Source organism: Allobosea sp. TND4EK4 (assembly GCF_900156025.1).
GTDB lineage: Bacteria > Pseudomonadota > Alphaproteobacteria > Rhizobiales > Beijerinckiaceae > Allobosea.
In genome coordinates this window covers 256,823-277,140 of the sequence record NZ_FTMO01000001.1, presented here as the reverse complement: position 1 = coordinate 277,140, position 20,318 = coordinate 256,823, and the positions used below count along the sequence as shown (strand labels likewise).

Here is a 20,318-nt window from a genome sequence, read left to right as displayed (position 1 = left end):
GTTCGATGCCAACCTTAGAGAGCCGATGCGGCGAGGATGAGACGGCCTCCTAGCGGCAGCCAGTCAGGGGCCGCGCCTCGATGACGACGAAGGCCTGCGCCATCGGCGGGTCGTCCGTCAGCGAGACATGGACGAAGGCTTCATGCCCGGCCGGCGTCATCGCCTTGAGCTTCTCGGCCGCGCCGCCTGTCAGGCGCATCGTTGGGCGCCCGCCGGGCAGGTTGACGACCTCCATGTCGCGCCAGAACACGCCGGCGCGCAGGCCCGTCCCCAGTGCCTTGGAGCAGGCCTCCTTGGCCGCGAAGCGGCGGGCATAGGAGGCTGCACGCGTCGAGCGCCGGTCGGATTTCGCGCGCTCACCCTCGGTGAAGATCCGGTGGGTGAAGCGCTCGCCGAAGCGGTCGAGCGATTGCTGGATCCGCGTGATGTCGCAGAGGTCGGAGCCGATGCCGAGGATCATGGGTCCGGCTTAAGTGCTGGCGCGGCCCTCGTCCATCGCTTTGCGCATCTGTCTAATCGCAGCCTCCAGGCCGATGAAGATCGCTTCGCCGACGAGGAAATGGCCGATGTTGAACTCGACGAATTCGGGCACGCGCGCCAGCCTCCGCGCGCTGTCGAAATCGAGGCCGTGGCCGGCATGGACCTCGAGCCCGAGCGAAGCCCCAAGGGCCGCCCCGCTGCGCAGACGCTCGAATTCGGCCTGCGCCTTTTCGGCCTCGCCATGCGCCAGCGCCTCGCACCAGCTTCCGGTATGCAGCTCGATGACGGGCGCGCCGAGTTCGGCCGCCATCGCGATCGGCGCCTTGTCCGGCTCGATGAAGAGCGAGACGCGGCAGCCCGCCGCTTTCAGGCGTGCGATGCGCGGGGCGAGATGCTCCCGCTGCCCCACCACGTCGAGCCCGCCTTCGGTCGTGCGCTCCTCGCGCTTCTCGGGCACGAGGCAGGCCGCATGGGGCCCCAGCCGCTCGGCAAGGGCGATCATCTCGTCGGTCGCTCCCATTTCGAAATTGAGCGGTTTGGTCAGTTCGCGCGCCAGCCGCTCCATGTCCGCATCGCGGATGTGGCGCCGGTCCTCGCGCAGATGCGCGGTGATGCCGTCGGCCCCGGCCGCGATCGCTAGATGCGCGGCCCGCACCGGATCGGGCAGGGCGCCGCCGCGTGCATTGCGCACGGTCGCCACGTGATCGATGTTGATGCCCAGACGCAGCCGTTCGGCCATCCCTGCCCCCTTCAAAGTCGCGCGACGCGAGGCCGCCCGCCGGGGGGCGTGCAGCATCGTTGTGCCTCGTGGATAGCCAAACCCGCGCGTCCGCTCAATCGCGCCTCCGGTATGGCCGATGCTCCCCAAGGACTTGGCGCAAAAAGGCCCGGCAGATGCAAGCCGTGGCCTTGGCGATTTGCTAACCGCGATCGGACGAAGTCGTCGCCCTCCAAGAAAATCGTAACCGGGCTCCCCTTTCCATGGCTCGGCAGGACTTGGAACGGGTAAAGACATGCAGCTCGCCGTCGAAGCGGGGCTTTTCAACACCGACATCATGAACGACCGCCGCAACGCCCAGCAGCCTCCTGAGCGCGTGATCGGCCGCGTGATCGGCTGCGATGGCGGGCGGGCCACGATCCTCAGCGCCGTCTCGACCGGAAGCTGGCTCGCCACGGATGCCTGGGCCATCGGCAAGCTGATCTCGATCAATCTCGGCCAGAGCCGCATCGTCGCCCTCGTCTATAAGGTCCATGCCGTCGAGCCGACCTGGAACGACGAGGCCGAGAACCCGATCCGCGTCGAGGTCGAGTTTCTCGGCGAGGTGCTCGACGGCACGGGCGGCGGTGCCCCGCGTTTCCAGAGCGGCATCACCGGCTATCCGCCGATCGGCGCCGTCGCCCATCGCATCCGGGCCGCCGACCTCGCACTGGTCTACGAGCTCGGCGGCCGCAAGGGCGTTGTCATCGGCAAGATCACCCAGGATGCGAGTATCGACGCCACCGTCGACATGGAAGGCATGCTGTCGCGTCACTTCGCCCTGCTGGGGACCACCGGCGTTGGCAAGTCGAGCGCGGTCGCCCTGCTCCTGCGCCGGGCGGTGGCGGTCCGGCCGCGCCTGAGGGTTCTCATCCTCGATCCGCACAACGAATATGCCAGCGCTTTTCCGGATCTCGCGCTGACGATCGATGGAGAGGCGCTCGACCTTCCCATCTGGATGTTCAAACAGGAGGAGCTGGCCGACGTCGTGTTCCGCGGCCGTCCCACGCTGCCCGACGAGCCGGACATTCTCCGCGAGGTCGTGGCGACGGCGCGGGCGCGTTATCGTCTGCCAGCCGTTCCCGACAACGCGCGGGACTTCGCGTCACCCCTGCTCAAGCGGCCTCTGGATCACGGCGGCCAGCGCGCCGGGGCCGATCCGGCGTCCACGGCGCAGGGGACGGCGTCCGACGTGGCGACGCCCTACCGCGTCAAGGACATCTTCGCGGCGATCGATGAACTGATCGGCCTTCACGAACTGCGGTGGCCGAGGCCCGCGCTGCGCTCGCTGAAGGTGCGGCTGGAGTCGCTGCATGCCGATCCGCGCTACCAGTTCATGTTCGGCCGGGCCAACATGCATGAGACGGTGGCCCCGATCCTCGCGCAGATCTTCCGCGTGCCGCTGCATGGCCGGCCGATCACCGCCTTTCAGCTCGGCGGCCTCCCGGGCGAGGTGGTGAACGCCGTCGCCTCCGTCCTGTCGCGGCTGGCCTTCGAGATCGCCATGGCCAGCCAGGGCGCGATGGAGGTGCTGGTCCTTTGCGAGGAAGCGCATCGCTATGTGCCGAGCGACCCAAGGCTCGGCTTTGCGCCGACGCGCCAGGCCATCGCCCGCATCGCCAAGGAGGGCCGCAAATACGGCTGTTATCTCGGCGTCGTGACGCAGCGGCCAGGTGAGCTCGATCCCACGATCCTGTCGCAATGCTCGACGATCTTCGCGATGCGGCTCGCCAACGAGCGGGACCAGCAGATCATCCGGTCTGCGATCTCCGACGCTTCGGCGAGCACGATCGCCTTCCTGGCCTCGATCGGCAATCGCGAGGCGATCGCTTTCGGAGAGGGGGTGGCGACCACGATGCGGATGCGCTTCGCGACGCTCGCGCCCCACGAACTGCCGGCGATGAGCAGCCGCAGGACTGTTCCCGACGGGCCGCGTTTCGACCCGACGCTCGACGACATCGTCAGGCGCATGCGAGCCTGACGGCCCGCCTGCTGCCCCGAAATTCTTGCATCGGCGGCGCATTGCCTGTATGGCCCTCCACAAATCCATTTCCCTGCATCGCCGAGATCGGAAGGAGCCGCCATGGCTCGCGTCACCGTTGAAGACTGCATCGACAAGGTCGAGAACCGCTTCGAACTGGTCCTGCTCGCCAGCCATCGCGCCCGCATGATCGGCTCGGGATCGCAGATCCTGGTCAACCGCGACAACGACAAGAACCCGGTCGTGGCCCTGCGCGAGATCGCCGACGAGAAGCTGAAGCCCGAGGATCTGAAGGAAGACCTGATCCACTCGCTGCAGAAGCATGTCGAGGTCGACGAGCCGGAGGCGGAGGCCGTGCCGCTGCTCGCCAGCCCCACCGCGGCTGCCGCCGGCGCCGACGCCGAGGTTCAGTTCGACCGCATGAGCGAGGAAGATCTCCTGCGCGGGCTCGACGGTCTGGTCCCCCCGACCGAGAGCGCCGACGACGAGGATTGAGCGCGTTCCGCGTGATCGCGGAATTCCTTCACCTTGCTGCCCTAAAGCCCGGCGATGCCGGGCTTTTTCATGCCCGCTTTCTGGAAAACGCCTTGCCGCCATTGAAGCCCCCGTCGATAATCGAACGTTGCGACAACCGCAGGACGAGGCTAGGGCCCGCATGGGCATGATGCGGCAGTACGAGCTCGTTGACCGGGTCAGGAGCTACAATCCGAACACCGACGAGGACCTGCTCAACCGGGCCTACGTCTACGCGATGCGTGCGCATGGCACGCAGAAGCGGGCCTCCGGCGACCCCTTCTTCGCGCATCCGCTGGAAGTTGCGGCGATCCTGACCGATCTCAAGCTCGACGACGCCACCATCGTCGCCGCCGTCCTCCACGACACGGTGGAGGATACGGCCGCGACGCTTGAGGAGATCGAGAGTTTCTTCGGCGCCGAGATTCGCCGGCTGGTTGATGGTCTCACCAAGATCAAGAAGCTCGACCTCGTCTCGAAGAAGGCGGCCCAGGGCGAGAACTTCCGCAAACTGCTGCTCGCCATCGTCGACGACATCCGGGTGCTGCTGGTGAAGCTCGCCGACCGGCTCCACAACATGCGCACGCTCCATTTCGTGCTGCCGGAAAAGCGCCTGCGCATCGCCGAGGAGACGCTGGAGATCTACGCTCCGCTCGCGGGCCGCATGGGCATGCAGGAACTGCGCGAGGAGCTGGAGGAGCTCGCCTTCCGTCACATCAAGCCGGAAGCGCATGAGACCGTCACGAAGCGGCTCGAAGAGGTGACCGAGCGCGAAGGCAAGGTCATCGGCGCGATCGAGCTCGACCTGCGCGAGAAACTCGCCGCGAGCGGCATCGCCGCGGATGTCTCCGGGCGCCGCAAGCGGCCCTATTCGATCTGGAAGAAGATGGAGCGCAAATCCGTCTCCTTCGAGCAACTCTCCGACATTTTCGGCTTCCGCGTCATCGTCGAGGAGCCGCAGGATTGCTACCGCGTGCTCGGCATCGTCCACATGACCTGGCCGATGGTTCCGGGTCGCTACAAGGACTACATCTCGACGCCGAAGCAGAACGACTACCGCTCGATCCACACCACGGTCGTGGGGCCGGGCCATAGCCGCGTCGAACTGCAGATCCGCACCGACGCCATGGACCGCATCGCGGAATTCGGCATCGCCGCTCATGCCCACTACAAGGACGGCCGCCCCGGCGAGCCGATCCAGCTCGCCGACGAGAGCCGCGCCTATCAATGGCTGCGCCGCACGGTCGATCTGCTGGCTGAGGGCGACAGCCCCGAGGAGTTCCTGGAGCACACCAAGCTCGAACTCTTCCACGACCAGGTCTTCTGCTTCACGCCCAAGGGCCGCCTGATCGCCCTTCCGCGCGGTGCGACCCCGATCGACTTCGCCTATGCGGTCCACACGGATGTCGGCAACAGCGCGGTCGGCGCCAAGATCAACGGCCGCATTGCCCCGCTTCTGACCGAGCTGCAGAATGGCGACGAGGTCGAGATCACCCGCGCCGAGGGGCAGGCCCCGCCCGCCGCCTGGGAGGCGCTCGTTGTCACCGGCAAGGCCCGCGCCGCGATCCGCCGCGCGACCCGCACCGCCGTGCGCCGGCAATATGCCGGCCTCGGCCGTCAGATCCTCGAGCGCGCCTTCTCGCGTGTCGAGCGCGTCTTCTCCGACGACAAGCTCAAGGCCGCGCTGAAGCGGTTGGCCCGCAACACGGTCGACGACGTGCTGGCGGCGGTCGGGCGCGGCGAGATGTATTCAGGCGACGTGCTCAGGGCCGTCTATCCCGATCTGGAGCCGGAGAAGCGCACCCCCGCCGAGTCCCGGCCCAACGGCGCAGCTCCCGGCAAGGGCTGGTTCGAGCTAGGCAAGGGCGACAACCTCAAGTTCAAGCTGCCGGGCGAGCCGGGCACCGACGCCATCCCGATCCGCGGGCTCGGGCGCGATCTGCCGGTGCGTTTCTCGCCGGATGGCGGTGCCGTCCCCGGGGATCGAATCGTCGGCATCATGTCGCCGGGCGAAGGCGTGACGATCTATCCGATCCAGTCGCCGGCGCTCGCCGCCTTCGACAACGAGCCCGATCGCTGGCTCGATGTCCGCTGGGACCTCGACGACAAGGCGCCGCAGCGTTTTCCCGCCCGCATCGCCCTGAAATCGCTGAACGAGCCCGGTTCCCTGGCACAGGTGACGACGACGATCGCCGAGCACGACGGCAATATCGACTCCGTCCACATGCACCGGCCCAATCCGGACTTCACCGACGTCACCATCGACCTCAGCGTCTGGGACCTGAAGCACCTCTCGGCGATCATCAGCGAATTGCGGGAGAAGCGGCAGATCAGCCGGGTGGACCGCGTGCTGGGCTAGCCGGCATGGAATGGACCGACGAGGGCACGATCATCGGCCTCAGGGCGCATGGCGAAAGCGCCGTGATCCTTGAGGTGATGACGCGCGATCATGGCCGCCATCTCGGCCTCGTCAGGGGAGGCCGCTCACACAAGGCCCAGCCGACGCTCCAGCCGGGCAACGCGGTTTCGCTGACCTGGCGTGCGCGGCTCGACGAGCATCTCGGCGAGTACAAGGTCGAATTGATGACGTCCCATGCGGCGCGGCTGATCGCGGCACCCGTGGCGCTCTATGGGCTGGGGACGCTCGCCGGACTGCTGCGGCTTTTGCCCGAGCGCGACCCGCACCCCGGCCTCTATGAAGGCCTCGCCCTGCTCGTCGGCCATCTCGACGAACCGGCGCTGGCACCGGCGCTCATCGTGCGCTTCGAGCTGGCGATGCTGTCGGACCTCGGCTTCGGTCTCGATCTGACCCGATGCGCGGCGACCGGCTCGACCGACCAGCTCACCCATGTCTCGCCGAAATCAGGCAAGGCCGTGAGCCGGCCCGCCGCCGCCCCCTATCTCGACCGCCTGCTGGCGCTCCCGGCCTTTCTCGCCGAAGGGCAGGGCGGGCGCTCTCCCTCCGCCGCCGAAATCCTCGCCGGCTTTGCGCTGACCGGCTTCTTCCTCCGCAGGCATATCTGGGAGCCGCGCGGCCTGCGCGAGCCGCCGGAGCGGGAACGGCTGATCGAGCTCGCCGGCCGAAACAGCGAATCATCCACTGTTTGATCGCGATTTCCCCACGCTCATGTTTGCGCGGGCTGCTTCGTCCCGGCATCGTTCTGGCGGGGCGATTCGCGCTGTGCCATAGAGGCCGCACGAATGGACAGGCATGAGGGCTGACAGCGTATGGGCAAACCGGTCGATCCGCCGCCGGAGGACGAATCCGAGCGCATCGATCTGAAATCGGCGCTCGAGGAGCGCTATCTCGCCTATGCGCTCTCCACCATCATGCACCGCGCCCTGCCGGACGCGCGCGACGGGCTGAAGCCGGTCCACCGCCGCATCCTCCATGCCATGCGCCTGTTGCGGCTCGATCCCGGCCAGGTCCACAAGAAATGCGCCCGCATCGTCGGCGACGTCATCGGTAAGTTCCATCCGCATGGCGACCAGTCCGTCTACGACGCGCTGGTGCGTCTCGCGCAGGATTTCGCCCAGCGCTACCCGCTCGTCGACGGCCAGGGCAATTTCGGCAATATCGACGGCGATAACGCCGCCGCCTACCGCTACACCGAAGCGCGCATGACCGAGGTCGCGCGCCTCCTCCTCGATGGCATCGACGAGGATGCGGTCGATTTCCGCGAGACCTATAATGGCGAGGACGAGGAGCCGGTGGTGCTCCCCGCTGCCTTCCCGAACCTGCTCGCCAACGGCTCGCAGGGCATCGCGGTCGGCATGGCGACCTCGATCCCGCCGCACAACGCGGCCGAGCTTTGCGACGCGGCGCTCTACCTGATCCAGCACCCGGATACGCCGTCCGAGAAGCTGATGACCTTCGTGCCGGGGCCGGATTTCCCGACCGGCGGCATCATCGTGGAATCCAGGGCCTCGATGGAGGAGACCTATCGTACCGGGCGCGGCGCCTTCCGCACCCGGGCGCGCTGGGTCAGGGAGGATCTGGAGCGCGGCGCCTGGCATGTCGTCGTCACCGAAATCCCCTACATGGTCTCCAAGGGCCGGCTGATCGAGAAGATCGCCGAACTCCTGAACGACAAGAAGCTGCCATTGGTCGCCGATCTGCGCGACGAATCGGCGGAGGATATCCGCGTCGTCATCGAGCCGCGCGCCCGCAACGTCGATCCCAATCTTATGATGGAATCGCTGTTCCGGCTCTCCGAGCTGGAAGCGCGCATTCCGATGAACATGAACGTGCTGACGGGCGGGCTCGTGCCGCGTGTTCTGGGCCTCGCCGAGGCTCTGCGGGCCTGGCTGGATCACCGCCGCGAGGTGCTGCAGCGGCGCTCGCGCTTCCGCCTGGGGCAGATCGAGAAGCGGCTCGAGATCCTGCGTGGCCTGCTGATCGTCTATCTCGACCTCGACCGGGTGATCAAAATCATCCGCGAGGAGGACGAGCCGAAGGTCGAGCTCATGCGGTATTTCGAGCTGACCGAGGTCCAGGCCAACGCGATCCTCGACACCCGCCTGCGCGCCTTGCGCAAGCTGGAGGAGATGCAGCTCAAGACCGAGCTCGACGAACTGACCAAGGAGAAGGGGCAGATCGAGGAATTGCTCGCCTCCGATGCCACGCAGTGGAAGACCATCGCCTGGGACATCCGGCAGGTGAAGAAAGCCTTCGGCCCCGAAACCGCGATCGGCAAGCGCCGGACCACTTTCGCCGACATGCCCGACACGACCGATATCGACCTGACGCAGGCGATGGTCGAGCGCGAGCCGATCACCGTCGTCATCTCCAAGAAGGGCTGGATCCGCGCGCTCAAGGGCCATGTGCAGGACAAGTCGAGCTTCTCCTTCAAGGGCGACGACGCGCTGCAGACGGCCTTCTTCACGGAGACCACGGCGAAGGTGCTGGTGCTGGCCTCCAACGGCAAGGTCTTTACGCTCGATGCCTCGAAGCTCCCCGGCGGGCGTGGCTTCGGCGATCCGATCCGGCTCATGATCGAGCTGGAGGAGACGGCCGAGATCGTCCAGGCCTTCCCCTACAAGCCGGGCTCGAAACTGCTGATGGTGACGAGCGAGGGCAGGGGCTTCGTCGCTCCCTCAGACGACGTCGTCGCCAACACCCGCAAGGGCCGGCAGGTGCTCAATGTCGATGGGGGCCATGTCGCGCTGCTCGCCGCGCCGGTCGAGGGCGACCATGTCGCCATCATCGGCCAGAACCGCAAGCTGCTCTGCTTTCCGATCTCGGAAGTGGCCGAGATGGGGCGCGGCAAGGGCGTGCGTCTGCAGCGCTACAAGACCGATGGCGTCTCGGATGCGAAGGTCTTTACGCTGGCGGAGGGCCTGACATGGCTCGATAAATCGGGCCGGACTCGCACCGTTGCGCCGAACGATCTCACCAAATGGCTCGGCCACCGCGGCGAAAGCGGATCGTTTCCACTGCCCGCTCAGTTCCCCAGCACGAACAAATTCGTCGGGTGAGACGCTGTCTGTAGGGGCGGCTCGGCAGTTTGGCCGTCAGCGGAGCTGTTGCCCGACCAGTCCGACTTCCAGCCCGAGCTTCAGCTTGTCGGTCACCTGCCATTCGACGCCGGCCCGCGCCTCCGGCCTGACCGCGATCTCGCTGCGGCTGAAGGGTGACGAGAACGGCGTCGCGCCATAGCGCCAGGTTTCGTTCGCAGCGCTCATGCCGATCTTGCCGTAGATCAGCACGTCGGGCGTCGCGAGCACGCCGGCCTTGATCTGGAAGGCGCCGGCGACATCGCGCGTATAGGCGACGTTCCCGAAGCTCGGCGTGCCGTAGCCGCCGATGGCCGGGGCGTAATCGATCGCACCGACGATGCCGTAGACGAAATTGCCCTCTTGCCGCATCGTCCCGGCTTCCAGCCCGATGGTCGGCCCGGCACTGGTGCGGATGTTCTTGCCGCTGGTCACCTGGAAGCCCGAGGAGATGCGCGCATAGGACCCCTCCCATTTGGGTGAGAGCGACGGCTGGTCCCAGGCGAAGGAGGGGAGCGTGGCGAAACCCGTCATCGGCAGGAAGGTCTGCGCCCGGGCCGCGCCCGTCGCGATGGCGCCAAAGGCGCAAGCCAGGGCGAAAGCAACCGGAATTCTCACGTCGAAGCCATCCTCGCGCCGGTTCGGTCGGCTGAAGCTAGCATGAGGCCTCGGCAATGTCGCCGATTTATGGCCGATCCTGCAATCAGGCGATCTTGGTGCGCAGCTTCAGGAAGCGCAGCGTCCGCTCCGCTGTGGCGAGATCGAGCTTGGCGTAGCCGTCGACATCGTCGTCGATGTCGCTCTGCGAGAAGTACAGGCGCCGCGCCCGCAGTTGCAGGAGCGCGCGGAAGGCGGTGGGGCCTATGCCGAGCGAGCGGCAGGTGACGGCGATGCCGCTGGCATCCCGCTGCATCAGCACGCGCAGCGCCTGCTCGACAGTGATGCCCGCGATCTGCCCGAGCACCTGGGCAAGATGATAGGCGCGATCCTCGTCGGCGAGCATGGTCAGCACGTCGTCGACCTCGCGAGTCTTCGTCGCGAGGTCCGCGAGCAGGAGCTTGACCTCGAGGCGCTGCTGCCGGGCCTGCCGGGCGAGCGAGGCGCTTTCGGGCGAGGCCGGCCCCTGCGATGCGCCGCCTTCCGACAGCTGCTCCACGATGCGCAGCACCCGCTCCGCGCGTTGTGGCGCCAGATCGGAGCGGCGGGCGAGATTGCCGGCAATGGCGGCATCGCCGTCGCCGCGCTCCAGCAGCCTGTCGAAGCCTTTGTCCGAGAACGCCGCACCCTCATTGGCGCTGACGGTGTGCAGCACGGTCTGGTCGCCACGCTCGACCAGGATGTCGGTGACGCTTTCCGACAGGCGGGCGCGATCGGCGATCGCCGCCAGATGCTGTTGCGACTGGCTGACGGCGATGGCGGCCAGGTCGGTGTCGGTCAGGACTGGCGACAGTTTCAGGACAAGCCGGGCGACATCGGCATTGGAGTCGGTTCCCAGCGTGGTGGCCACGTTGCGCGGCAGGGTCGGTATGGCCGCGACGCGGTCGGCGTATCCCTTGCGGTCGTCATCCGCCAGATGCGGCAGCGAGGTGACCGCAATGTTGCCGTAATGCTCCTTGCTCGCCTCGTTCGGGTCCTCGTCCAGCAGGAAGAGGTCGGTGACGGCGTTGAGCAGCTGCCGGCGCGAATCCGACGATAGGTCGGTTTGCATCCGGGTCAGGTTGCGCAGCATGGATTCCCCCAGGAATAACGTCCGGGAACCTTCCGCGACCTCCGCTTGATTTACTCTTAAGTTTGCCGCGGAAGCCACCGCCCGAGGCTGCATCGCCGCCCGGTTGGTTAACGTTCTGCTTCGCTGCTGTCGCGTCGGGGCGCCAGCCGGCCGTCTCAAGCGTCGTCGGAGGCGAGGTCGTTGCGCTCGACACGCTCCCACCCCTGCGGCATCAGCCGCTCCTGCGGCAGGAAGCGTGATTTGTAGTCCATCTTGGGCGAGCCCTCGACCCAATAGCCGAGATAGACGTAAGGCAGGCCGAGCTTGCGGGCGCGCAGGACATGGTCGAGCACCATGAAGGTGCCGAGCGATCGCGCCTCCAGCCCGGGATCGTACACCGAATAGACCATCGACAGCCCGTCGTTCAGCGTATCGGTCAGCGCCATGGCGAAGAGGTCGCCTTGGCCGCGCCCGGTGAAGCCGGAATCGGGGCCGCGCCGGCGATACTCGATCAGGCCAGTCTCGACATGGGTGTCCTCGATCATCATCGCGAAATCGAGCGCCGTCATCGTCGCCATGCCTCCATCGGGATGGCGGATGTCCAGATAGGAGCGGAACAGCGAGTAATGCTCCGATTTCGGCTGGGGCGGGCGCACCTCGCCGACCAGATCCGCATTGCGCGCCAGCACCTTGCGGAAGCCGCGCGACCAGCGGAAATCCTCCACCGGGACCCGGACGGAGACACAGGAACGGCAGGTCTCGCAGGCCGGGCGGTAGGCAATGCTCTGCGAGCGCCGAAAGCCGCCCTGGGACAGGACGTTGTTGAGGTCCGGCGCGCGTGGGCCCACCAGATGGGTGAACACCTTCCGCTCCTCGCGACCCGGCAGATAGGGGCACGTGGTCGGAGATGTCAGGTAGAATTGCGGGGCATCCCGCAACGGGCGCGTCACGTCGACGGACTCCGGCAAAGCTTCGCCGCGCGAGTGTAGCAGCCCGCGCGGCGGCAACAAGCGGCGATCATGGCCGGGGCACGATGGCGCGGCCGTGGCACGTCTTGCGTCAGGCCCTGACGACGACCAGCCCGGTCAGCAGATCGTGGCCGAGGCGCCGATCGGCGCGGAAGAAGCCGCAGGCGACATCCAGCAGCCAGAGCGCCACGGTGCCGGCCGCGACATAGAAGAACAGCGCATGCACGGCTGCGACGATCCCGTCCGGGCGCCCGCCATTGGCGGTCTCGACCCTCAGCCCGGCGACGCGCATGCCCCAGGTGGACTGCCGGCTGCCGCCGATCGTCAGGGCCGCGTAGCCGAGCGCCGTCGCGACTGTGGCGGCCGGGATCAGGAACCAGGTCGCTCCGAACGTCACCACGCCGAGCAGCAACAGCAGGAAGAAGACCATCCAGCCGAGGAAGAACAGCACGACGATATCGACGATCCAGGCGAACAGCCGGGCGCCGAGCACGCCGCTGGTGTTCTGGTAGGGCTGCGCATCCAGCGCCGAAAGCGGCTGCCGGGTGGTGCCGTAGCGGGTATCGCTCATCGAACGCTCGTCTCCATCGCGCCGCGAACTGCGGCCCGAACCATAATGTTTGATCAGCGCGCCGGTTCCGCAAGACCGCGGGGCAGGATCCGCCGCGGCGCGAAGCCGTTTTCCGCCAGAACCGCCTCGATCGCCCGCGAATGCGCTTCGCCGCGGGTCTCGACGGTGACGTCCAGCGTCACGCCCTTCGCCGGGACGTCGAGGAAGAGGCGGCCATGGCTGACCTCGAGGATATTGGCGCCCTCAGTGCCGAGCAGGCTCGCGATCTTGCCGAGCAGCCCAGGCCGGTCGCTGGAGGTCAGACGGAAGGCGATGATGCGGTCCTCACGCTCCAGCTCGCGCACCATGATCGCTGCCAGCAGGCGGGTGTCGATATTGCCGCCGCAGAGGATGAGGCCGACCTTGCGTCCGGCATAGCGCTCGGGTTCCTTCAGCATGGCCGCGAGCCCCGCGGCGCCCGCGCCCTCGGCCAGCGTGTGCTGCAGGCAGGCATAGGCGTTGACGGCGCGCTCGATCAGATCCTCCCCGACCAGCACGATGTCCGAGACCAGGCTGGAGACGATCGGCAGCGTCATCCGCCCGACCGTCTTGACCGCGATGCCCTCGGCCAGGGTCGCGCCGCCGATCGGCCTGTCGTGCCCGTGGATCGCGTTGGAAAAGGAGGGGTAAAGCTCGGCCTCGACGCCTATGAGCTCGATGCCGGGCTTGATCGCCTTGGCCGCCACCGCGTTGCCCGCCATCAGCCCGCCGCCGCCGAGCGGGATGATCAGCACGTCGAGGTCGGGCTCGTCCGCCAGCATCTCCCGCGCCGCGGTGCCCTGTCCCGCCATGACGGCTGCGTCATCATAGGGGTGGACGAAGACCAGTCCCTCGCTGCCGGCCAGCTCATGCGCCTTCTCGGCGGATTCGTAGAGCGTCTCGCCATGCAGGACGACGCGCGCGCCGTGGCCGCGCGTGTTCTCGACCTTCACCAGTGGCGTGGTCTCCGGCATCACGATGGTCGCGGGGATGCCGAAGCGCCTGGCGTGATAGGCCACGGCCTGCGCGTGGTTTCCTGCGGACATCGCGATGACGCCGCGCGCCCGTTCCGCCTCGCTGAGCGAGAGCAGCTTGTTCACCGCGCCGCGCTCCTTGAAGGAGGCCGTCGCCTGCATGTTCTCGTGCTTCACCAGCACGGTCGCCCCGGTCAGTTCGGAGAGGCGCGGGGCCGGCACCAGCGGCGTGCGCAGCACATGACCGGCGATGCGCCGGGCTGCGGCGTCGATGTCGGCGGGAGTGATGGCGAAATCGTCTGTCGTCGAGCGGCTCATGGCGGCAAGCTGCGGTCAAACCTGGCGCGGCGTCAATTCGCGGTCGCCGAAGAAGCCGCCCGGCCGCCAGATCAGCACGACCGCGAGCAGGAGGTAGACGGCGAGGTCACGCTGCTCGATCGGAAAGGCGGAAGACCAGCCGGCCTCGAACAGCGCGATGAAAAGACCGCCGAGAGCCGCGCCCGGAACCGAGCCGATGCCGCCGAGGATCGCGCCGACCAGCGCCTTTAACCCCAGGGAGAAGCCCCCTGCGAACCCCATGCCGCCATAAATCGCGGTGACCACCACGCCCGCCATGCCGCAGAGCGCGCAGGCGATGATCACCGCGACATCGTGCACGGCGCGCGGATCGACGCCGAAGAGCGAGGCCGTGGGCGCATCGTCCGCCACTGCACGCCAGGCACGGCCATAGGCCGTATGGCGGATCAGCAGCACGAGGCCGAGCGTCGCGCCCAGCCCGACCAGCGTCAGCAGCGTCGCGATCGGATTGAGCGTGACGACGAAGGCGCCGGCATGGGCGATGGGGACGGGCGTGTTGAAGACCGGTGGCAGCCAGCGCAACTGCGGCCCCTGCATCAGCCGCAGATATTCCGAGAGCCCGATGGCGAGGCCGATCGTTGCGATGAGCATCTGCTGGCCGCTCGAGCGCTCCAGTCGCCGCAGCACATAGCGGCCCATCGCAAAACCGTGCAGCGCCGCGACCAGGACCGCCACGACGAAGGCGACGGCCAGCCCCGTCAGAGGCGTCGAAACAGCCAGCGAGAGCAGCAGCGCCACGCCGACGACGGACGCCAGCGCGCCCAGCGCCGCGAACTCTCCGAAGCACAGGATGATGCGCCCGGTCAGGCCGTAGACGAGCGCATAGGCGCAGGCGAGGAGGCTGTAAATCGCGGCCGAGGGCAGGGCGTTCAGGCCCTGCTGGACGCCATAGGCGAGGGCCGACGGCATGGCGGGAAGATCCTGCACTGCGCCGACCGCCGGATCGGGCGGCGGATCCCCGCGATCCTCAAGATAAAAGCGCCTCAGGAAATAGAAGCTCGCATCGGGCAGCGGGCGCCCGTCCGCGGCGATGCCGATCAGCTGAGGCCGCCCCAGGCCGTTCTCGCGGGTGCCGAACAGGCAATCGACGCTGCGCTGGCGGGCGATGCCATTGCCGATCTGCACGAGATAATAGATGCGCAGCGCCCGCCTGAACGGGCCGGTGGCGGTCCGCTCGATCTCGATGCGGGCCCCATCCTGGTTCAGCGGCGGGATCGCCTGCCGGCACAGCCGCGCCTGGTCGGTGTCGAAATCGTCGCCGCAGCCGCTCAGAGCGGCCATCAGCAGGGCCAGAATCGAGAGCAGGAGAGGGCGCATGCGCTTGCGACGGTAACGCCGCATGCGCCGGTTTGGAACCTGCATGCGGCGCGGTCAGCCCCGCTCCGCCACGCGCAGCGCCGTCCCGCTCTCGGCCTCGCGCAGCCTCGCTTCGCGTTGGGCAATGTAGTCGCGCGTCAGCGGCACGGCCTCCTGCCGCTTGACGAGCTGCACCTGGAACACTGCGACGTCCTGATACTCGAAGGCGGTCTGGCTCATCGCCAGGTAGAATTCCCACATCAGGCAGAAGCGCTCGTCATAGAGCGCCAGCGCCTCGTCGCGCCGCGCCATGAAGCGCTCGCGCCAATGCTGCAGCGTTTTTGCGTAATGCAGCCGCAGGATCTCGACATCGGTGACGACGAGGCCCGCTTTCTCGATCGCCGGCATCATCTCGGACAGCGAGGGCAGATAGCCGCCGGGGAAGATGTAGCGGTTGAGCCAGGGGTTTGGGTGGTTCGGCCCGTCCGAGCAGCCGATCGTGTGCAGCAGCATGACGCCGTTCTCGTCGAGGAGGCGATGGCAGGTCTCGAAATACCCCGAGAAGAAGCGCGGGCCGATATGCTCGAACATCCCGACCGAGACGATCCGGTCGAAGGTGCCGGTGACGTCCCGGTAATCCTGCAGAGCGAAGCGCGCCCGCTCGCTCGCGCCGCGTTCGGCCGCGCGCCGCTGGGCGACCTCCAGCTGCTCGGTCGAGAGGGTGACGCCAAAGGCCTCGCGCGCCTTCGCCGTCTCGGTCAGATAAAGGCACATCCCGCCCCAGCCGCAGCCGATATCGAGCACGCGGTGATGCGGCTCCACCAGGAGCTTGGCGACGATGTGCCGCTTCTTGGCGAGCTGGGCGTCGTCGAGCGACTGGTCCGGCTGCTCGAAATAGGCGCAGGAATATTGCCAGTCCTCGTCGAGGAAGAGGGCATAGAGCCGGTCGTCGAGGTCGTAGTGACGGGCGACGTTGTCGCGCGAGCGGTCTCGCGTGTTGCGCGTGGTGACGTGGCGCAGCAGGAAGCGGGCCCGGTCGAGCCCGCGCTCCCACCATGCGGCCGGCTGGCCGCGGGCGCCGGCCAGCACCAGCGCCAGGAAGTCGTAGATTGTGCCCTGTTCGACGATCAGCCGCCGGTTCATGAACAGCTCGCCGAGCTGCATCTCGGGATCGGTCAGGAAGCCGAGCACCGCCTTGGCGTCGGCGAAGCGGATCGCGACGGGATCCCCCGTGTCATCGCCGAAGGTGAAGCTGCGGCCGTCAGGCAGGGTAACGCGGAGGTTGCCCCTCGTCACGAGCTGCGACAGGGCGGCACGCAGAAGGCGTTCCATCGGGATGTCCTCGCGAAGCGGTAGCGCCAGCGCTGCGAGTCCGCTCTCGCATCGCGGGCCGCAGAAGCCGCTGTCTTGACCGGTGCCGCCGGTGGCCGCGCTTTAGAGCATCGCGCGCGAAAAGGGAACGGCCTGCGCCGGCAGGCGAGCCGTCAGGCCGGAGCCGTCCGGCTGCGGCGATTGATGGCTTGGACAGCCCCGGCGCGCGTGATAGGGACGCCGCGACGGGCCGCCACCGACTGGCCTTCCCTCAGGAGCCGGACATGACCGAAGCCGCGCTGGACAAGCACCTCTCGAACTCCTTCTTCGGCGCCTCGCTCGGTGATGTCGATCCCGAGATCGCGCGCGCCATCGAACTGGAGCTCGGTCGTCAGCGCGACGAGATCGAGCTGATCGCCTCCGAGAACATCGTCTCCCGCGCCGTGCTGGAAGCGCAGGGCTCGGTGATGACCAACAAATACGCCGAGGGCTATCCGGGCCGGCGCTATTATGGCGGCTGCCAGTTCGTCGATATCGCGGAGAAGCTGGCGATCGAGCGCGCCTGCCGCCTGTTCGGCTGCTCCTTCGCCAATGTCCAGCCGAACTCCGGCAGCCAGGCCAATCAGGGCGTGTTCATGGCGCTGATGCAGCCGGGCGACACCTTCATGGGCCTCGACCTCGCCGCCGGCGGGCACCTGACCCATGGCGCGCCGGTCAACCAGTCCGGCAAGTGGTTCAACGTCGTCTCCTACGGCGTCTGCGTCGCCGACCAGCTCATCGACTATGACGCGCTGGAGCGCCTCGCGGTCGAGAACAAGCCCAAGGTCATCGTCGCCGGCGGCTCGGCCTATGCCCGCCACTGGGACTTCGCCCGCTTCCGGGAAATCTGCGACAAGGTCGGCGCCTATTTCATGGTCGACATCGCGCATTTCGCCGGGCTCGTCGCCGGCGGCGCCCATCCCTCGCCGTTCCCGCATGCCCATGTCGTCACCACCACGACGCACAAGACGCTGCGCGGCCCGCGCGGCGGCATGATCCTGACCAATGACGAGGCGCTGGCGAAGAAGTTCAATTCGGCGATCTTCCCCGGCATCCAGGGTGGCCCGCTGATGCATGTCATCGCCGCCAAGGCCGTGGCCTTCCACGAGGCGCTGCAGCCCGACTTCAAGACCTATGCCCATGCCGTGGTCGCCAACGCCAAGGCGCTGGCCGAGACGCTGAAGTCGAAGGGCTTCGACCTCGTCACCGGGGGCACGGACAACCACCTGATGCTGGTCGATCTGCGCTCCAAGAGGCTGACCGGCAAGGCGGCGGAAGCCGCGCTCGGCCGCGCCCACATCACCTGCAACAAGAACGGCATCCCCTTCGACCCCGAGAAGCCGATGACCACCTCCGGCGTTCGCCTCGGCACGCCGGCCGCCACCTCGCGCGGCTTCGGCGTCGCCGAGTTCAAGCAGGTCGGCGAGCTGATCGCCGAGGTGCTGGACGGCCTCTCGGCCAGTGGGGAAGAGGGCAATGCCGCAAACGAGCAGGCCGTGGCCGCCAAGGTCAAGGCGCTGACGGGGCGCTTCCCGATCTATTGAGGATCGCCTGAGGGTTCCGAGAAAGGCTGGCCAACCGGCATGCGCTGTCCCTATTGCGGCTCCCTCGACACGCAGGTGAAGGATTCCCGGCCGACCGAGGACTCCGCCTCGATTCGCCGCCGCCGCGTCTGCCCCGATTGCGGCGGCCGTTTCACCACCTTCGAGCGCGTGCAGTTGCGCGAACTGACGGTGGTGAAGCGCTCCGGACGGCGCACGCCCTTCGACCGCGACAAGCTGGAGACCTCGATCGCGCATGCCTTGCGCAAGCGCCCGGTCGCGCCCGAGCGCATCGAGCGGATGGTCAACGGGATCGTCCGCCAGCTCGAAAGCTCCGGCGAGGCCGAGATCGCCAGCCCGACGATCGGCGAACTGGTGATGGAAGGGCTCAAGGGCCTCGACGACGTCGCCTATGTGCGCTTCGCCTCGGTCTACAAGAACTTCCGCGAGGCCAAGGATTTCGAGGAGCTGCTCGGCCAGCTCGGCACGGTGGAGGAGGGCGCGATCGCGCCACCCGACCGGACCGATGACTGACCGGACTGCCGTCGACCGCGCCTACATGGCGCAAGCGCTGAGCTATGGCGCGCGCCATCTCGGCGCGACCTGGCCCAACCCCTCGGTCGGCGCCATCGTCACGCAGGACACGCCGGACGGGCCAGTGGTCGTCGCGCGCGGCCTGACCCAGCTCGGCGGGCGCCCCCATGGCGAGGCCCACGCCTTCTCGCGCGCAGGCGCCGCGGCGATGGGCGGCACGCTCTATGTCACGCTCGAACCCTGCTCGCATCGCTCGGTGCGCGGCGGCATCCCTTGCGTCGAGCACACCATCCTTTCCGGCGTGATGCGGGTGGTCTCGGCGATGGCCGATCCCAATCCCTTCATCGCCGGGCTCGGCCACGCCCTGTTGCGCACCGCGGGGCTGGAGGTGGTGACCGGCGTTCTCGAAGATCAGGCGCAGCGCGCCCATCGCGGCCATGTGCTGCGGGTGACGCAGGGCCGGCCGATGGTGACCTTCAAGATCGCGCGCACGGCGGACGGCTATGCCGGCGGCCCCGGCGGCACGCCGATCAGGGTTTCGAGCGCCCAGGCCTCGGCCTGGGTCCACCTCCAGCGGGCTCATCACGACGCGATCATGCTCGGCATCGGCTCGGTTCTGGCGGACGATCCGCAGCTCACGGTGCGTCTGCCGGGGCTGGAAGCGCGCTCGCCGGTGCGCGTCATTCTCGACAGCCACCTCAAGCTGCCTCTGGCTTCGACCCTCGTGCGCACGGCTCATGAGGTGCCGGTCTGGGTGATCGCGGCGGAAGGCGCTCCGGTCGGACCCGAGCTGGCGCTGGCCGCAGCCGGCGTCGAGGTGATGCGCGTCTCCGCCGGCGCGGATGGCCGTCTCGACCTCGCCGAGGCGCTGAGCTTGCTCGGCACCCGCGGCATCACCCGCGTCTTTTCGGAAGGCGGCCCGCGGATCGGCGAGAAGCTGGCGCTGGCCGGCCTCGCCGACGAGGTCATCGTGTCGACCTCGCCGCGCGCGCTCGGGAGCGAGGGCGTCGTCGCGGTGCGGCCCGACCTTGCGCGCGCGCTGACCAGCCCCGATCTCTACCGCCTTGCGGAGACCGAGTTGATCGGCGACGACCGCTTCGAGCATTTCGTGAGGAGAGGCTGATGTTCACCGGCATCGTCACCGCCATCGGTGAGGTCGTGGAGGCCGAGCGCAAGGGGCCGAGCCTGAAGCGGCTCGCCATCGCCAGCCCCTATGAGGCGCGCGGCATCGAGCTTGGCGCCTCGATCGCCTGCGCCGGCGTCTGCCTCACCGTGACCGCGCTGCGCGAGCGTGCGGACGGCCAGCCGGGCTGCGTCTTCCAGGTCGAGGCCGCGGCCGAGACGCTGGCCAAGACGACCGTCGCGGATTGGGAGGCCGGCACGCGGATCAATCTCGAGCGCTCGCTGAAGGTGGGGGACGAGCTCGGCGGCCATCTCGTGACGGGGCATGTCGACGGCGTCGCGACCATCGCCCGCATCGAGCCGATCGCGGCCGATCCGGACGAACCCTGGGGCGCCACTGCGCGCTTCCACATCCGCGCGCCGGAGGCGCTGATGCGCTTCGTCGCGACCAAGGGCTCGGTCTGCCTCGACGGCACCTCGCTAACGGTGAACAGTGTCGAGGGAGAAGTCTTCACGGTGCTGCTGATCCCGCATTCGCTCTCGGTCACGACCTGGGGGCTGCGCAAGGAAGGCGACCCGGTCCATCTCGAGGTCGATCTGATGGCCCGTTATGCCGCGCGGCTTGCGGAGGCGCGCCCGCAGGGGTAGACCG

18 protein-coding genes are annotated in these 20,318 nt (G+C 67.9%); 9 read left to right on the top strand and 9 right to left on the bottom strand.

Going from position 1 to position 20,318, the window contains the following annotated elements; all coding sequences use genetic code 11:
* Nucleotides 1-49: 49 nt before the first annotated feature.
* Nucleotides 50-460 carry a holo-ACP synthase gene (acpS, locus tag BW981_RS01290; RefSeq protein WP_076435519.1) on the bottom strand — a complete coding sequence of 137 codons (411 nt, stop codon included), beginning with the start codon at nucleotides 458-460 and terminating at the stop codon, nucleotides 50-52.
* Nucleotides 461-469: 9 nt separating this feature from the next.
* Nucleotides 470-1,219 carry a pyridoxine 5'-phosphate synthase gene (locus tag BW981_RS01285; protein ID WP_076435517.1) on the bottom strand — a complete coding sequence of 250 codons (750 nt, stop codon included), beginning with the start codon at nucleotides 1,217-1,219 and terminating at the stop codon, nucleotides 470-472.
* A 274-nt stretch (nucleotides 1,220-1,493) separates the two neighbouring features.
* Between BW981_RS01285 and BW981_RS01280 the strand changes: the two genes are divergently transcribed.
* The 5 genes from BW981_RS01280 (at nucleotide 1,494) to parC (ending at nucleotide 9,209) form a co-directional block, all read left to right on the top strand.
* Entirely contained in the window at nucleotides 1,494-3,218 is a 1,725-nt protein-coding gene (locus BW981_RS01280; protein ID WP_076435515.1) for an ATP-binding protein, read from the top strand.
* A 102-nt stretch (nucleotides 3,219-3,320) separates the two neighbouring features.
* On the top strand, nucleotides 3,321-3,713 hold the full coding sequence (gene rpoZ, locus BW981_RS01275; protein WP_076435513.1) for a DNA-directed RNA polymerase subunit omega: 393 nt from the start codon (nucleotides 3,321-3,323) through the stop codon (nucleotides 3,711-3,713).
* A 166-nt stretch (nucleotides 3,714-3,879) separates the two neighbouring features.
* A complete protein-coding gene (locus BW981_RS01270; RefSeq protein ID WP_076436703.1) occupies nucleotides 3,880-6,090 on the top strand; it encodes a RelA/SpoT family protein in 2,211 nt (736 codons plus the stop codon).
* Between the two features lie 5 nt (nucleotides 6,091-6,095).
* Nucleotides 6,096-6,839 carry a DNA repair protein RecO gene (gene recO / locus BW981_RS01265; RefSeq protein ID WP_076435511.1) on the top strand — a complete coding sequence of 248 codons (744 nt, stop codon included), beginning with the start codon at nucleotides 6,096-6,098 and terminating at the stop codon, nucleotides 6,837-6,839.
* 120 nt (nucleotides 6,840-6,959) lie between these two features.
* Nucleotides 6,960-9,209 carry a DNA topoisomerase IV subunit A gene (gene parC, locus BW981_RS01260; RefSeq protein WP_076435509.1) on the top strand — a complete coding sequence of 750 codons (2,250 nt, stop codon included), beginning with the start codon at nucleotides 6,960-6,962 and terminating at the stop codon, nucleotides 9,207-9,209.
* Nucleotides 9,210-9,245: 36 nt separating this feature from the next.
* On the opposite strand, the gene BW981_RS01255 is transcribed toward parC, so the two are convergent.
* The 7 genes from BW981_RS01255 to BW981_RS01225 form a co-directional block, all read right to left on the bottom strand.
* A complete protein-coding gene (locus tag BW981_RS01255) occupies nucleotides 9,246-9,845 on the bottom strand; it encodes a hypothetical protein (RefSeq protein ID WP_076435507.1) in 600 nt (199 codons plus the stop codon).
* An 85-nt stretch (nucleotides 9,846-9,930) separates the two neighbouring features.
* Nucleotides 9,931-10,956 (bottom strand): DUF2336 domain-containing protein, encoded by a 1,026-nt coding sequence (locus tag BW981_RS01250; protein ID WP_076435505.1) that lies wholly within the window; start codon nucleotides 10,954-10,956, stop codon nucleotides 9,931-9,933.
* A 155-nt stretch (nucleotides 10,957-11,111) separates the two neighbouring features.
* Nucleotides 11,112-11,885 (bottom strand): arginyltransferase, encoded by a 774-nt coding sequence (locus BW981_RS01245; protein WP_076436702.1) that lies wholly within the window; start codon nucleotides 11,883-11,885, stop codon nucleotides 11,112-11,114.
* Between the two features lie 109 nt (nucleotides 11,886-11,994).
* Nucleotides 11,995-12,474 carry an RDD family protein gene (locus BW981_RS01240; protein ID WP_076435503.1) on the bottom strand — a complete coding sequence of 160 codons (480 nt, stop codon included), beginning with the start codon at nucleotides 12,472-12,474 and terminating at the stop codon, nucleotides 11,995-11,997.
* 53 nt (nucleotides 12,475-12,527) lie between these two features.
* Nucleotides 12,528-13,784 carry a threonine ammonia-lyase gene (locus BW981_RS01235; protein WP_076435501.1) on the bottom strand — a complete coding sequence of 419 codons (1,257 nt, stop codon included), beginning with the start codon at nucleotides 13,782-13,784 and terminating at the stop codon, nucleotides 12,528-12,530.
* Nucleotides 13,785-13,799: 15 nt separating this feature from the next.
* On the bottom strand, nucleotides 13,800-15,140 hold the full coding sequence (locus BW981_RS01230) for a branched-chain amino acid ABC transporter permease (RefSeq protein WP_210188636.1): 1,341 nt from the start codon (nucleotides 15,138-15,140) through the stop codon (nucleotides 13,800-13,802).
* A 54-nt stretch (nucleotides 15,141-15,194) separates the two neighbouring features.
* Complete coding sequence (locus BW981_RS01225) at nucleotides 15,195-16,451, bottom strand: SAM-dependent methyltransferase (protein ID WP_076435497.1); 1,257 nt, start codon at nucleotides 16,449-16,451, stop codon at nucleotides 15,195-15,197.
* A gap of 263 nt (nucleotides 16,452-16,714) precedes the next feature.
* Between BW981_RS01225 and glyA the strand changes: the two genes are divergently transcribed.
* The 4 genes from glyA to BW981_RS01205 are packed head-to-tail and all read left to right on the top strand — an operon-like array spanning nucleotide 16,715 to nucleotide 20,314.
* Nucleotides 16,715-18,013: a serine hydroxymethyltransferase gene (gene glyA / locus BW981_RS01220; RefSeq protein ID WP_076435495.1), complete on the top strand. Its 1,299-nt coding sequence runs from the start codon at nucleotides 16,715-16,717 to the stop codon at nucleotides 18,011-18,013.
* A gap of 39 nt (nucleotides 18,014-18,052) precedes the next feature.
* A complete protein-coding gene (gene nrdR, locus BW981_RS01215) occupies nucleotides 18,053-18,544 on the top strand; it encodes a transcriptional regulator NrdR (protein WP_076435493.1) in 492 nt (163 codons plus the stop codon).
* Nucleotides 18,537-19,667, top strand: coding sequence for a bifunctional diaminohydroxyphosphoribosylaminopyrimidine deaminase/5-amino-6-(5-phosphoribosylamino)uracil reductase RibD (gene ribD / locus BW981_RS01210; protein ID WP_076435491.1), 1,131 nt, complete (start codon nucleotides 18,537-18,539; stop codon nucleotides 19,665-19,667). Before nrdR ends, ribD begins: the two co-directional genes overlap by 8 nt.
* Nucleotides 19,667-20,314 (top strand): riboflavin synthase, encoded by a 648-nt coding sequence (locus BW981_RS01205; protein WP_076435489.1) that lies wholly within the window; start codon nucleotides 19,667-19,669, stop codon nucleotides 20,312-20,314. The genes ribD and BW981_RS01205 overlap by 1 nt, the downstream gene beginning before the upstream one ends.
* The last annotated feature ends 4 nt before the right edge of the window (nucleotides 20,315-20,318 follow it).

What these genes read in the sequence shown, in the direction of transcription:
- BW981_RS01270 (WP_076436703.1), top strand. Translation starts at nt 3,880, where the DNA reads ATGATGCGGCAGTACGAGCTCGTTGACCGGGTCAGGAGCTACAATCCG.
- BW981_RS01205 (WP_076435489.1), top strand. Translation starts at nt 19,667, where the DNA reads ATGTTCACCGGCATCGTCACCGCCATCGGTGAGGTCGTGGAGGCCGAG.
- BW981_RS01250 (WP_076435505.1), bottom strand. Translation starts at nt 10,956, where the DNA reads ATGCTGCGCAACCTGACCCGGATGCAAACCGACCTATCGTCGGATTCG.
- acpS (WP_076435519.1), bottom strand. Translation starts at nt 460, where the DNA reads ATGATCCTCGGCATCGGCTCCGACCTCTGCGACATCACGCGGATCCAG.
- recO (WP_076435511.1), top strand. Translation starts at nt 6,096, where the DNA reads ATGGAATGGACCGACGAGGGCACGATCATCGGCCTCAGGGCGCATGGC.
- parC (WP_076435509.1), top strand. Translation starts at nt 6,960, where the DNA reads ATGGGCAAACCGGTCGATCCGCCGCCGGAGGACGAATCCGAGCGCATC.
- ribD (WP_076435491.1), top strand. Translation starts at nt 18,537, where the DNA reads ATGACTGACCGGACTGCCGTCGACCGCGCCTACATGGCGCAAGCGCTG.
- BW981_RS01230 (WP_210188636.1), bottom strand. Translation starts at nt 15,140, where the DNA reads ATGCGCCCTCTCCTGCTCTCGATTCTGGCCCTGCTGATGGCCGCTCTG.
- nrdR (WP_076435493.1), top strand. Translation starts at nt 18,053, where the DNA reads ATGCGCTGTCCCTATTGCGGCTCCCTCGACACGCAGGTGAAGGATTCC.
- BW981_RS01225 (WP_076435497.1), bottom strand. Translation starts at nt 16,451, where the DNA reads ATGGAACGCCTTCTGCGTGCCGCCCTGTCGCAGCTCGTGACGAGGGGC.
- BW981_RS01235 (WP_076435501.1), bottom strand. Translation starts at nt 13,784, where the DNA reads ATGAGCCGCTCGACGACAGACGATTTCGCCATCACTCCCGCCGACATC.
- BW981_RS01280 (WP_076435515.1), top strand. Translation starts at nt 1,494, where the DNA reads ATGCAGCTCGCCGTCGAAGCGGGGCTTTTCAACACCGACATCATGAAC.
- BW981_RS01240 (WP_076435503.1), bottom strand. Translation starts at nt 12,474, where the DNA reads ATGAGCGATACCCGCTACGGCACCACCCGGCAGCCGCTTTCGGCGCTG.
- rpoZ (WP_076435513.1), top strand. Translation starts at nt 3,321, where the DNA reads ATGGCTCGCGTCACCGTTGAAGACTGCATCGACAAGGTCGAGAACCGC.
- glyA (WP_076435495.1), top strand. Translation starts at nt 16,715, where the DNA reads ATGACCGAAGCCGCGCTGGACAAGCACCTCTCGAACTCCTTCTTCGGC.
- BW981_RS01285 (WP_076435517.1), bottom strand. Translation starts at nt 1,219, where the DNA reads ATGGCCGAACGGCTGCGTCTGGGCATCAACATCGATCACGTGGCGACC.